This window comes from Variovorax sp. J2P1-31, assembly GCF_030317215.1.
Classification (GTDB): Bacteria; Pseudomonadota; Gammaproteobacteria; order Burkholderiales; family Burkholderiaceae_C; genus Variovorax.
On record NZ_JASZYA010000001.1, the window covers coordinates 126,367 to 138,560 of the forward strand.

A 12,194-nucleotide genomic window follows, 5' to 3' on the forward strand; every position below is an offset into this window, starting at 1 on the left:
GGCGCTTGTCGTCGTGATCGTGGGCCCGCACGCACTCGGGCGCGCGCGGGGACAGGGCCGATTGTCGGCGCTGGGTCCGGGGCCGAACAGCATCAGTTGCGGTCGCTTCGACCCTAGCAGTTGGGGCCTACAGCCAGCCGATGCACTGGAAACACACGACCGCCAGCGGCATCAGCAACGCGGTCGCGATGCCGTTGAGCCCCATGGCCAGCGCGGCGAAGGCGCCGGTGCCCGGGTGCTCCTGCAGTTCGCGCGCCATGCCGATGGCATGGGCCGAGAGCCCGATCGCGAAGCCGCGCGCGGCCGGGTCGTGCACCCGCAGCAGGTGGAGCAGCGGGCGCGAGACGACGGTGCCGGCGATGCCGGTGAGCGCCACAGCCACCGCGGCCAGCGCCGGCAGCCCGCCGAAGCGTTCGGCCACCGGCATCGCGATCGGCATGGTGGCCGACTTGGGCGCCAGCGACATCAGCGTTTCGCGCGTGCCGCCCAGCGCCCAGGCCACGCCCACGGCCGAAGCGATGGCCGTGAGGGCGCCGATCGCCAAGGCGATGCACAGGGGTCGCCAGATCGCCTGGAGCCGGGCCCGGTGCCCGAACAGCGGCACCGCGAGCGCCACCGTGGCCGGGCCGACCAGCAGGGTCAGCAGCTGCGTGCCCTGCGCATAGACCGGGTAGGGCGTGCCGCTGAGCCACAGCGCGCCGATCACCAGCGTGACCGCGGTGAACACCGGGAGCAGCAGCGGGTGGCCGCCGCTGCGGCGGTAGAGCCATTGCGCGAGCAGGTAGGCCGCCAGCGTCAGGCCGATCCAGGGCAGCGGCGAAGCGGCGAGCCGGGACCAGTCCGGGGGCCAGGTGGCGCTCATGCGTCGTCCGCCGGTCGGCGCCGCAGCAGCAGCCACTGCAGCACGAGCGCGGTCACGGCCAGCGTGACGATCGCGCCCACCACGCAGGCCGCGAGAAAGGGTCGCCATTCGCGGGCCACGCGCTCGAAGTGCAGCATCACGCCGGCCACCGCGGGCACGAACAGCAGCATCATGTGCCGCAGCAGCGAGCCGGCGGTGCGCTCCAGCGCGGCCGGCACGTAGCCCATCACGGCCAGCGCGGCACAGAGCAGCAGCATACCGACCAGCGCGCCGGGCAGCGGCAGGCCGAAGCCCGCCACCAGCATCTCGCCCAGCAGCTGGAGGCCGATCAGCGCGGCAAGGGCCTGGATCATGGCGTGGCCGCCGCGGCCGAGGTGTCGTCGTCGTCCTGCGCGAACACGCGCGAGACGAGGGCCAGGTGCGCCAGCCACGCGGCCAGGCCCGCCACGGCCCAGAGCACCAGCGCGCGACCGGCCGCGGGCTGCTGGTCGGCCAGGTACACGGCGCACAGCTGCAGCGGCGCCTCCTGGTAGAGCAGGCCCGCGGCCAGCATCATCCAGAAGCCGTTGAGCACGAAGAAGGCCTGCAGCACCGTGCCCGCGCGCGGCCACGAGGAGGCCGCCCAGGCGCCCGCGGCCACCAGGCTCGCGACCTTGGCCAGCGCGATGCCCCCGTGCAGCACGGCCTGGTCGAGCGCGGCCGGCAGCATCCAGAAGCCGCTGGTGCACAGCGCGGCCAGCAGGCCCGGCAGGCCGTGCGCGTTCCAGGCGGCGAAGCGCGGCGAGCGCGCCGCACCGCTGCACGGCGGCAGCGTGCAGCCCAGCAGGAACAGGGCCGGCAGCTCGAGCCCCATGTGCCGCGCCATCGTGTGCTCCAGCCAGGGATGGGCGGGCGCGAGCGCGGCGATCGCCAGCGCCGGGGCGCAGGCGATCAGCGTGCGACGCGTGGCGGGTGTCATGGTGTGCGCAGCTGCGCGGCCAGCGCGAGGTCGGGCCGGTCGACGTCGTAGGCCTGCGCGAGCCGGCCCTGGCGGTCGATCACGAACAGCGCTGCGTTGTGCGCGTAGCCGCCCAGGCCGTCGGGCAGCACCACGACACCGAACAGCGACAGCATGCGTGCCAGCTGGGCCGGATCGGCGACCGTGGCGAAGCGCCACAGCGCGGGGTCGGCGTCGAGCCGCCGCGCATGTGCCGCCAGCACCGCGGGCGTGTCGTTGGCGGGGTCGAAGCTCAGCGTGAGCAGGCGCATCTGCCCTTCGAGTCCGCGGGCCCGGATCTCCGACTGCAGCCAGGACTGGCCCGAGGCGCTGGTCAGGCACACGGTCTGGCAGCGCAGGTACTGCAGGGTCACGAAGGTGATCGGGCCGTTGGGGGCCGCGTAGTCGCTCAGTTGCAGGCCGCGGCCCGCGCCGTCGACCAGGGCGAGGTCCGGCAGCGCACGCGGCGCTTGTTCGATGTCGGCGCGCCGCACGCCGTCGGAAGTCACGGCCGCGAAGCCGCGCGTCACGCCGGCGAAGGCCGCGAGCGCCAGCGCCGCGACGGCCAGCGTGGCGAGCGCCGTGCGCGCGGCGCTCATGGCGTGGCGTCCGCCTTGGCCAGGAAGTCCTGCAGTTGCTTCACGCCGTTCCATGGTTCGGTGCGGCTGGCCGAGGCCGCGCGCGCGGCCTGCACGGCGTCGGCCGTGACCGGCGGGCTGTCGTTGCCCCATGCGCCGCGCACGAAGCTCAGCACGGCCGCGAGTTCGGCGTCGTTCATCTGCTCGCCGAAGGCCGGCATGGCGCCGTTGTAGGTGGTGCCCGCGACCTCGATCGGACCGTTCAGGCCGTGCAGCAGGATCTGCACCGGCAGCGCCGGCGCGTCCTTCACCCACGATGCGCCCGCGAGCGGCGGGAACACGCCGGGCAGGCCCTGGCCGTTGGCCTGGTGGCAGGCCTGGCACTTGGCGACGAAGAGCTGGCGGCCATCGACCGCCCCGCCCGGCGCCGCGGCCGCGCCCTGCGCCAGCGTGGCCGGCTGGCGCTGGTCGCCCAGGCCGGCCAGGCCGTCGGGCCGCGCCATCACGATGTAGGCCAGCGCCCAGGCGATCAGCGCGCCGACCAGGGCCAGCACCACATGCGGCACCGGGTTGTACTGCTCGTGCGGGTCGTCGTGTTCGCTCTTACGGTTTTGCGGCGGCGGGGGCATCGGTCTTCCGTTCTTCGTGGGGGGCGTCGGCGGCGCCCGTCTGGCGTCCGGGCGGCAGCAGGCGGATCACCGCCTCGGCCTGGGCCGGCGTGAGCACCGGGTATTCGCGCTTCAGGCTCTGCAGGTAGGCCACGAGGTCGAGCGCCTCGGGCTTCGCCACCACGATCTCGCTGAGCGACACCGTGCCCGGCGGCAGCGTGACCACGCGTTCGCCCTTGGCCACGGTCTGCTCGTTCTTGATCTCGAACAGGAAGCGGTAGGCCGGCATGTTGCTGCCGGCCACATAGGCGCGCGGCTGGAACAGGTGGCCCAGGTGCCAGTCGGCGCTGGGCTGGCGCACGCCGATGTTGAACAGGTCGGGCCCGGTGCGCATGGTGCCCAGCAGCGGCGGCGCGTCGTAGTGGTAGTCGCCGGCCACCGAGGCACGGCCCCAGCCGCGGCGCGCGTCGGCGATGCCGGCGCCGGTGGTGCTGGGCTGCTGCGTGTGGCAGGCGATGCAGCCGTTGGCCATGTAGACCGCGCGGCCGCGCAGCTCCTGGCTGGTGTAGGGCTTCAGGGCCGGCGGCGCCGGGTCGTCCTTGAGCTGCAGGAAGGGCACCACGATCATGGCCGCGGTGGCGAGGGACAGCGTGACCATGGCCCCGCTGACGAGCTTGAGTTCGTTTTCCATCAGGGGCCTCAGGCGGTGGTGACGGGCGAGGCGAGGCGCTCGGCCGGGGCGAACACGCCCGAGCGCGCGGAGATCAGCAGCACGTGCCAGGCGAACACCAGGTGGCCCAGCGTCATCAGCGCGCCGCCGACCGAGCGGCCCTGCAGCCAGGGCAGCGTGACCGCCACCGCGTCCATGAAGGGCCGCGCGGGGTCGAGCAGGATCAGGCCCTGCAGCACGCCGCCGATGCTCAGCGTCACCATGTAGACGGTGAAGCCCGCGACCACCAGCCAGAAGTGCAGGCCGATCAGCGCCGGCTGCGGCCAGCGCACGTCGAGGATGCGCGGCAGCGCGAAGTAGACGCCGCCGAAGATCACCATCGAGACGAAGCCGTACATGCCCAGGTGGGCGTGGGCCACGGTGAAGTGGGTGAAGTGCGTGACCGCGTTGAAGGAACGCAGCGCCTGGAACGAGCCCTGCAGCGAGGCGCAGGTGTACATCACGGCGCCGAAGACGATGAAGCGCAGCACATGCGAATGCCGCAGCGCGCCGAAGTGGCCCTTGAGCGTGAGGTGCTGGTTGACCGAGAACGCGACCACCGGGATCACCATCATCACGCTCTGCACGATCGACAGCGTGATCAGCCATTCGGGGATCGGCCCGCCGATCAGGTGGTGCGCGCCGACCTGGCCGTAGAAGAAGGCCAGCGTCCAGAAGCCCAGCAGCGAGAGGTTGTACGAACGCACCGGCCGGCCGATGACCTTGGGCAGGAAGTAGTAGACGCAGGCCAGCGACAGCGGCGTGTAGAACAGGCCCAGCACGTTGTGGCCGAACCACCAGTTCATGGTCGCCTGCTCGACGCCGAAGTGCACGCCGGGCACCTTGGCCACGATGTAGAGCGTGGGGAACCAGAACAGCGCCGCGCCCATGTACCAGACCGACACGTAGAGATGCTGCACCTGGCGCCGCTGCAGCATCAGCGCCATCGGCAGGCCGATCAGCATGCCGCCGAGCGCGAACAGCGCGCCGATCTGCCAGGGGATCTCCAGCCATTCCATGCCGGCGTTGATGCCCACCGCCAGGCCGCCCAGGCCCGCGACCAGGCCGGCGTTCCACAGCAGCGTGCCCACGATCACCAGCCGGCCGCCCTGCAGCTGCGTCTTGAGCAGGCGCGGCAGCATCCAGATCGCCAGGCCCAGCAGGCCCATCGGCGCCCAGCCGTAGGCCACGGCATTGAGGTGCAGCGTGCGCAGCCGGCCGAAGCCGAGCCAGGCCTGATCGGTCAGCAGGTCGGGCCAGTGCAGCTTCAGCGAGCTCAGCAGGCCGGCCGCCGAGGCCACCACCAGCCAGACCGTGGCGCAGGCGATCAGCATGAAGGCCGGGAAGGAGCTCGAGCGGTCGGCCGCCTCGCGCGCGGCCAGCTCGGTGGGTGCCGGGCCGGCCACCTCGCCGGCGTGCGCCGCGACCACGCGCGTGAGCGCATGGTGCTGGTCGGCGCTGGCCGAGGGTTCTTCGGGCCGGCCGATCTCGCCGGGCGAGAAGATGGTGCGCGCGCCGCTGGACTCGGCGTCGAACAGGCCCTTGCGCAGCGACCAGATGAAGCCGAACAGGCCGACGATGGAAAGAAGGAAGGTGGCCAGCAGCAGGGCGGTGGGATTCATGGGCACTCGTGGGGCAGCGTCGCCCCGTTCCCTGCGAAGGCGGCGGGCGGTGGCGAAGACGGAAGCCGATGCTAGGCCGAACGCATCAGTTGGAGAACCATCAGTTGATAGGTGAAAAACCGGATCAGAAGGAAAGCGTGCGAGAGGAATACACTGGCGGGACCGAATCGGCGCAGTTGCCTGAGCTGCCTGAATCAACCCAGAAAATACGGATCAGGCGTGCCGCCTGCTCCTTCCGGAGCCCTCCATGAAGCGCTACGAGGCCCTGGCGGCCGATGTCGAGGAATCGATACGCAGCGGCGTGCTGCAACCCGGCGACCGCGTGCCCTCGGTGCGCCACACCACCGCCAGCCGCGGCGTGAGCGCCTCGACGGTGTTCCAGGCCTACTACCTGCTCGAGGCGCGCGGCCTGATCCGGGCGCGCGAGCGCTCGGGCTACTACGTGGCCGCCGCCGGCGCCAAGGGCCGCCGCGTGCCGCCCGAGCCCGACCTGAGCTCGCAGCCGGCCGACGCCTCGATCGCGGTCGACGTGAGCGACCGCGTGTTCGAGATCCTCGAGGCCAGCAAGACGCGCGACGTGGTGCCCTTCGGCTCGGCCTTCCTGAGCCCGCTGCTGTTCCCGCTGGCCCGGCTGGGCCAGGCGCTGGCTTCGAGCGCGAAGACGCTCGACCCCTGGAGCACGGTCGACGACCTCACGCCCGGCAACGCCGCGCTGCGCCGCCAGATCGCGCTGCGCTACCTGGCCGACGGCCTCCACGTGCACCCCGACGAGATCGTGGTCACCAACGGCGCGCTGGAGGCGCTCAACCTCTGCCTGGCGGCGGTCACGCGGCCCGGCGATTCGGTGATCGTCGAGTCGCCCACCTTCTATGCGGCGCTGCAGGCGCTGGAGCGCATGGGCCTGCAGGCCATCGAGGTGCCCACGCATCCGCGCGAGGGCATCGACCTGGCGGCGCTGGCGCGCGCGATCGAGCGCCACAAGCCGCGCGCCTGCTGGCTCATGACCACCTTCCAGAACCCGCTGGGCAGCCTGATGCCCGAGGCCAAGAAGAAGGCGCTGGTGGCGCTGCTCGCCGAGCACGAGATCCCGCTGATCGAGGACGACGTCTACGCCGAGCTCTACTTCGGCGACAAGCGCCCGCTGCCGGCCAAGGCCTTCGACACGCAGGGGCTGGTGATGCACTGCGGTTCGTTCTCCAAGTGCCTGGCGCCGGGCTATCGCATCGGCTGGGCCGCGCCCGGGCGCCACGCCAAGGCCGTGGGCCGGCTCAAGCTCACGACCACGCTGGGCGCCTCGGCGCCCGCGCAGGCCGCGCTCGCGACCTACCTCGAGCACGGCGGCTTCGACAAGCACCTGCGCAAGCTGCGCCAGACCCTGGCCGGGCAGCAGGCGCCGCTGGCGGAGGCGGTGGCGCGGCACTTCCCGGCCGGCACCCGCGCCACGCGGCCGGCCGGCGGCTACTTCCTCTGGGTCGAGCTGCCCGAGGGCGTCGACGCGATCGAGATCCACCGCCGCGCGCTGGCGCTGGGCATCAGCGTGGCGCCGGGCCCGATCTTCTCGGCCAGCCGGGCCTTCGCGAACTGCCTGCGGCTCAACTACGGCCATGCCTGGGATGCGCGGGCCGAGGAGGCGGTGGTCACGCTGGGCCGGCTGGTGGCGGCCTCGCTAAAGTGAGCGCCATGCAAACACATCTCTCGAAGGCCGCCGGGCTGCAGCGCCTGGCCTACGGCGCCGCGGCCGGGCTGGCCGTGGGCCTGGTGCCCTGGCCCATGGGCGGCATCGCGCGCGGCCTGCTGGGCTGGACCTGCGGCACGCTGGTCTACCTGCTGCTGGCCTGGTGGCTGGCCGAGACCTTCGACGCCGAGCGCACGCGGGCGCGCTCCCAGTCGCTGGACCAGCCCAACGTGCTGATCCTGGTCATCACGCTCACGGCCGTGGCCGCGTCGGCCTCGGCCATCCTGATGATGCTGCAGCAGGTCAAGCAGCTCGACGGCATCGAGCGGGCCGCGCACATTGCGCTGGGCATGTTCGCGCTCGCGGCCTCATGGCTGCTGATCCACACGATCTACGCCTTCCACTACGCGCACCGCTACTACCAGACCGAGATGCAGAAGACCGAGGCCGGCCCGGGCCTGGACTTTCCGGGCAAGCTGGACCCGGATTACTTCGATTTCCTCTACTTCTCCTTCGTGATCGGCATGACCTCGCAGGTGTCGGACGTGCAGGTCACCTCGCGCGTCATGCGGCGCATCACGCTCGTGCACGGCGTGCTGGCCTTCGCCTTCAACATGCTGGTGCTGGCCCTGTCGATCAACGTGGTGGCCGGGAGTATCTGACTCGCCGCGCTCAGGCCTTCCGGCCCAGCTTCACCAGCCCCGTCGACAGCGCCACGCCGCAGACGATCACGGCCGCGCACACCAGCATCCACTGCGTGATGTGCTCGCCCAGGAACACGGTGCCGTAGAACACCGCGAACACCGGCACCAGGAAGGTCACGGTCAGCGCGCGCGCCGGCCCGGCGCGTTCGATCAGGCGGAAGAACAGTATGTAGGCCAGGCCGGTGCAGGCCACGCCCAGCACGACCAGCGCGAGCCAGGCCCGCAGGCTGGGCATCTTCTCGGGCCAGAACCACAGCGCGGGCAGCGCGAGGAACAGCGTGGCGCCGAGCTGGCTGCCGGTGGCGGTGGCCAGGGCCGGCACGCCGCCGAGGTGGCGCCGCGTGGCGCTGGCCGCCACGCCGTAGCAGAGGCAGGCGCCCAGGCAGGCCAGCACGGCCCAGGTGGCGCCGTAGCCGCTGGCATCGGCGTGCAGGCCGGCGCTGCGGCTGGCCAGCATCGCGACCCCGGTGAAGCCGATCACCAGCCCGACGATGCGCGAGCCGCTGGGCCGTTCGCTGAACCAGGCCCAGGCCACCAGCGCGCCGAACATCGGCACGGTGGCGTTGAGCACGGCCGCGAGCCCGCTGTTGATGGTGAGCAGCGCAAAGCAGAACAGCGCGAAGGGCAGGCCCGAGTTGAGGATGCCGATCACGAAGCTGGCCTTCCAGTGCTGCCGCAGCGCCGCGGCCTGGCCGCGCAGGAACAGCAGCGGCAGCAGGAACAGCGCGGCCACCGTGACCCGCACCGCGGCCGCCGGCAGCGCGCCGAACTCGGCCGCGCCGATGCGCATGAACAGGAAGGACGCGCCCCACAGCGCCCCCAGCAGCACGAGGTCGAGGAGCCAGGCGTTGGAAGCCTTGGGCGAGGCGAGGGGCGAGACGGTGTTGTTGTTGGTTGTTGTCATAAGGGTGGTCGAGAACGGCGCGCGAACGCCGGCCCCGATGCTAGCGGGCGCCTTCGAGGGCCAGCAGCGCGGTCTTGCGTTCGAGCCCGCCCGCATAGCCGGTGAGCGAGCCGTCGGCGCCGAGCACGCGGTGGCAGGGCACGATCACGCTGATCGGGTTGCGGCCGACCGCGGCCCCGACCGCGCGCACCGCCGCCGGGTTGCCCACGCGCTGGCTCAGCGTGCCGTAGCTGGTGGTCTGGCCCGCGGGAATGGCCAACAGCGCCTGCCACACGGCCTGCTGAAAGGCGGTGCCGTGCGACAGGTCCAGCGGCAGGTCGAAATCGCTGCGGGTGCCTGCGAAGTAGTCCTGCAGCTGCGCCGCGGCCGCGCGCAGCACGGGGTGCGCGTCGTCGGGCTGCCAGCCGCGCATGTCGGGCAGGTGGCGCTGCCGGTCGAACCAGAGCCCGGCCAGGCCGTCGTCGGTGGCGGCCAGCGTGACGCCGCCGAGCGCGGTGTCGACATGCAGCGTGCGGAGGAGGGGGGTCTTGAACTTCATGGCGTGCTCCGTTCGAGGGAAGGGGCGGGCGGCGTGTGCCAGGCGCGCAGCACCGCATAGCTGCGCCAGGGCCGCCAGGCCTGCGAGGCCTCGGCCGCGGCGCGGGCCGTGCCCACGCCCAGCGCCTTCTGCAGCGCCACGTCGCCCGAGGGAAAGGCATCGGGCCAGCGCAGCGCGCGCATCGCGATGTACTGCGCGGTCCAGTCGCCGATGCCCGGCAGCGCCTGCAATGCGGCCAAGGTGGCCGGCACGTCGGCGCCCGCATGCAGCGCCAGCCGGCCCGAGGCCACCTCGTGCGCCAGCGCCTGCAGCGCCGCCTGCCGCTGGCGCACGATGCCCAGCTGGCCCAGTGCGTCGCCGCTGGCCGCCGCGATCGCGGCCGGCGTGGGGAACAGGTGGGTGAGCCCGGCGACCGGGGTCTCGACGGGCTCGCCGAAGGCGGCCACCAGCCGCGAGCCCAGGGTGCGCGCCGCGGCCACCGTGATCTGCTGGCCCAGCACCGCGCGCACCGCCAGCTCGAAGCCGTCGACCGTGCCCGGCACGCGCAGGCCGTCGCCCAGCGGGAAGGTGGCGTGCAGCAGCGCGTTGATGGCCATCGGCTCGGCATCGAGGTCGAGCAGGGCGCGCACGCGGCTGATCACCACCGGCAGCGCGCCGGCCAGCGTGTCGCTCACGGCCAGCTGCAACTGCTCGCGCGCCGGGTCGAAGCGCAGCGCGATCCAGCCCGTGCAGGCGCGGCCCGCATGCTGGACGCGCAGCGTGCGCGCGAAACGCGTGCCGCCGGCATCGAAGGCCTCGACGCCCTGCAGCGCGCGCCGGGCGAAGAAGCCCAGCACTGCGTCCACGTCGTAGGGCGGGCGATAGCCCAGCCGCACGGCGATGGTGTGGCCGCTCGGCTGGTCGCCGGCACGCCGCAGCGCGCTCGGATTGAGCCCGTAGTGCGCCAGGAAGGCGGCATTGAAGCGCCGCACGCTCGCGAAGCCGCTGGCCAGCGCCACCTGCGCCATCGGCAGCGCGGTGTCGGCGATCAGCTGCTTGGCCGCGAGCAGGCGCCGCGTCTGCAGGTATTGCAGTGGCGAAACGCCGAACTGGGCCTCGAAGATGCGGCGCAGGTGGCGGTCGCTCACGCCCAGGCGCTGCGCGATCCGGGCGGCGCCGGGACCGTCCTCGCTCCAGGCGTCGGGTTCGTCGATCAATCTGGCGGCCTGCAGCGCCAGGATGCGCGAGGCGTCCTCGGTCGACCAGCTCGCCGCGCGCGGCGCCAGCTCGGGCCGGCAGCGCAGGCAGGGGCGGAAGCCCTCGGCCTCGGCCTGGGCCGCATGGCGGAAGAAGCGGCAGTTCTCGCGCCGCGGCAGCTTCACCCGGCAGACCGGCCGGCAGTAGATGCCGGTGGAGGTCACGGCGGTGAAGAAGCTGCCGTCGAAGCGCGCATCGTGGGTGGTCATCGCCAGGTAGCAGGCGTCGCTTTCCAGCTCGGCGCCGGGTGCGCCGGGTGCGGGGGAGGAAGATGCCTGGGCCATGCGATCGATCATACGGTTGCACCCTCTCGCAAGTAGCCATTTCCGGACATCTGGCCGAAGGTGGGCATGCCTACAATGGCTTCCGTTTTTGAGAACTTTCAGGGCAACGCCATGCAACTCAGCGCATCGATCTTCAAGGCCTACGACATCCGGGGCGTCGTCCCCAGCACGCTCGACCCCGAGATCGCGGAAGCGCTCGGCAAGGCCTTCGGAAGCGCGGCGCGCGCGGCCGGCGAGAAATCCGTGGCGGTCGGCCGCGACGGCCGCCTGTCGGGCCCCTCGCTGGTCGAGGCGCTGATCCGCGGCCTGGTGGCCACCGGCGTCGAGGTGATCGACGTGGGCGCGGTCACCACCCCCATGCTGTACTTCGCGGCCCACACGCTCGCCACCAGCGGCATCCAGGTCACGGGCAGCCACAACCCGCGCGACTACAACGGCTTCAAGATGGTGCTGGCCGGCCGCGCGATCTACGGCGACGACATCCAGGGCCTGCGCCAGGTGATGGAGGCCGACAGCGCCACGCTGGCCCCCGGTGGCAGCGTGCGCAAGGTCGACGTGACCGAGGCCTACACCCAGCGCATCGTCGGCGACATCAAGCTCGCGCGCCCGCTGAAGATCGTGGTCGATTCGGGCAACGGCATCGCCGGCGCCTCGGCCCCCGCGATCCTGCGGGCCATCGGCTGCGAGGTGACCGAACTGTTCAGCGAGGTCGACGGCAACTTCCCCAACCACCATCCCGACCCCAGCAAGCCCGAGAACCTCAAGGACCTGATCGCCGCGCTCAAGGCCGGCGACGCCGAACTGGGCCTGGCCTTCGACGGCGACGGCGACCGCCTGGGCATCGTGACCCGCGAAGGCAACAACATCTACCCCGACCGCCAGATGATGCTGTTCGCGCAGGACGTGCTCTCGCGCGTGCCGGGCGGCACCATCGTCTACGACGTGAAGTGCTCGCAGCGCCTGGGCCCGGCCATCGAGGCCGCGGGCGGCGTGCCGATGATCTACAAGACCGGCCACTCGCTGATCAAGGCCAAGATGAAGGAGATCGACTCCCCGCTGGGCGGCGAGATGAGCGGCCACATCTTCTTCAAGGAGCGCTGGTTCGGTTTCGACGACGGCACCTACGCCGGCTGCCGCCTGCTCGAGATCCTGAGCAAGAGCCCCAACGCGAGCACCGTGCTCGACGGCCTGCCCACCAGCTTCTCGACACCCGAGCTCAACGTGAAGTGCGCCGAAGGCGAGCCGCACGCGCTGGTCGACCAGTTGGTCAAGACCGTCAACTTCCCCGCGCCCGCGAGCATCTCCACCATCGACGGCGTGCGCGTCGACTGGCCCGACGGCTTCGGCCTGATCCGCGCCTCGAACACCACGCCGGTGCTCGTGATGCGCTTCGAAGGCCAGACCGAGGCCGCGCTGCACCGCATCGAAGCCGAGATGCTGGCGCTGCTCAAGACCGTCAAGCCCGACTACGCGCTGGCCGAAGCCGCGCACTGAAGGT

General features: G+C 72.0%; 13 protein-coding genes. 3 read left to right on the forward strand and 10 right to left on the reverse strand.

All coding sequences use genetic code 11. The features are described from left to right. Positions 1-127: 127 nt before the first annotated feature. Genes QTI20_RS00605 through QTI20_RS00635 form a run of 7 tightly spaced genes read right to left on the reverse strand, consistent with a single transcriptional unit; the run spans position 128 to position 5,355 of the window. A complete protein-coding gene (locus QTI20_RS00605; RefSeq protein WP_286550815.1) occupies positions 128-862 on the reverse strand; it encodes an LrgB family protein in 735 nt (244 codons plus the stop codon). After that, entirely contained in the window at positions 859-1,215 is a 357-nt protein-coding gene (locus tag QTI20_RS00610) for a CidA/LrgA family protein (protein ID WP_286550814.1), read from the reverse strand. Before QTI20_RS00610 ends, QTI20_RS00605 begins: the two co-directional genes overlap by 4 nt. Beyond that, complete coding sequence (locus QTI20_RS00615) at positions 1,212-1,820, reverse strand: hypothetical protein (protein WP_286550813.1); 609 nt, start codon at positions 1,818-1,820, stop codon at positions 1,212-1,214. Before QTI20_RS00615 ends, QTI20_RS00610 begins: the two co-directional genes overlap by 4 nt. Continuing rightward, positions 1,817-2,437 carry an SCO family protein gene (locus tag QTI20_RS00620; RefSeq protein ID WP_286550812.1) on the reverse strand — a complete coding sequence of 207 codons (621 nt, stop codon included), beginning with the start codon at positions 2,435-2,437 and terminating at the stop codon, positions 1,817-1,819. The genes QTI20_RS00615 and QTI20_RS00620 overlap by 4 nt, the downstream gene beginning before the upstream one ends. Next, positions 2,434-3,045 (reverse strand): c-type cytochrome, encoded by a 612-nt coding sequence (locus tag QTI20_RS00625; RefSeq protein ID WP_286550811.1) that lies wholly within the window; start codon positions 3,043-3,045, stop codon positions 2,434-2,436. The genes QTI20_RS00620 and QTI20_RS00625 overlap by 4 nt, the downstream gene beginning before the upstream one ends. Further along, complete coding sequence (locus QTI20_RS00630; protein WP_286550810.1) at positions 3,020-3,715, reverse strand: cbb3-type cytochrome c oxidase subunit II; 696 nt, start codon at positions 3,713-3,715, stop codon at positions 3,020-3,022. Before QTI20_RS00630 ends, QTI20_RS00625 begins: the two co-directional genes overlap by 26 nt. 8 nt (positions 3,716-3,723) lie before the next feature. Further along, a complete protein-coding gene (locus QTI20_RS00635; protein WP_286550809.1) occupies positions 3,724-5,355 on the reverse strand; it encodes a cbb3-type cytochrome c oxidase subunit I in 1,632 nt (543 codons plus the stop codon). Positions 5,356-5,602: 247 nt separating this feature from the next. Here QTI20_RS00635 and QTI20_RS00640 point away from each other — a divergent pair, with 247 nt between their 5' ends. Both QTI20_RS00640 and QTI20_RS00645 read left to right on the forward strand, forming a co-directional pair. Then, positions 5,603-7,030 carry an aminotransferase-like domain-containing protein gene (locus tag QTI20_RS00640; protein ID WP_183027225.1) on the forward strand — a complete coding sequence of 476 codons (1,428 nt, stop codon included), beginning with the start codon at positions 5,603-5,605 and terminating at the stop codon, positions 7,028-7,030. A gap of 5 nt (positions 7,031-7,035) precedes the next feature. Further along, positions 7,036-7,692 carry a DUF1345 domain-containing protein gene (locus QTI20_RS00645; protein ID WP_286550808.1) on the forward strand — a complete coding sequence of 219 codons (657 nt, stop codon included), beginning with the start codon at positions 7,036-7,038 and terminating at the stop codon, positions 7,690-7,692. Positions 7,693-7,702: 10 nt separating this feature from the next. Here QTI20_RS00645 and QTI20_RS00650 read toward each other — a convergent pair whose 3' ends face one another. Genes QTI20_RS00650 through QTI20_RS00660 form a run of 3 tightly spaced genes read right to left on the reverse strand, consistent with a single transcriptional unit; the run spans position 7,703 to position 10,696 of the window. Then, a complete protein-coding gene (locus tag QTI20_RS00650; protein WP_286550807.1) occupies positions 7,703-8,638 on the reverse strand; it encodes a DMT family transporter in 936 nt (311 codons plus the stop codon). A 40-nt stretch (positions 8,639-8,678) separates the two neighbouring features. Beyond that, positions 8,679-9,176 (reverse strand): methylated-DNA--[protein]-cysteine S-methyltransferase, encoded by a 498-nt coding sequence (locus tag QTI20_RS00655; protein ID WP_286550806.1) that lies wholly within the window; start codon positions 9,174-9,176, stop codon positions 8,679-8,681. After that, complete coding sequence (locus tag QTI20_RS00660) at positions 9,173-10,696, reverse strand: AlkA N-terminal domain-containing protein (RefSeq protein ID WP_286550805.1); 1,524 nt, start codon at positions 10,694-10,696, stop codon at positions 9,173-9,175. The genes QTI20_RS00655 and QTI20_RS00660 overlap by 4 nt, the downstream gene beginning before the upstream one ends. A gap of 111 nt (positions 10,697-10,807) precedes the next feature. Between QTI20_RS00660 and QTI20_RS00665 the strand changes: the two genes are divergently transcribed. After that, a complete protein-coding gene (locus QTI20_RS00665; protein WP_286550804.1) occupies positions 10,808-12,190 on the forward strand; it encodes a phosphomannomutase/phosphoglucomutase in 1,383 nt (460 codons plus the stop codon). Positions 12,191-12,194 lie beyond the last annotated feature (4 nt).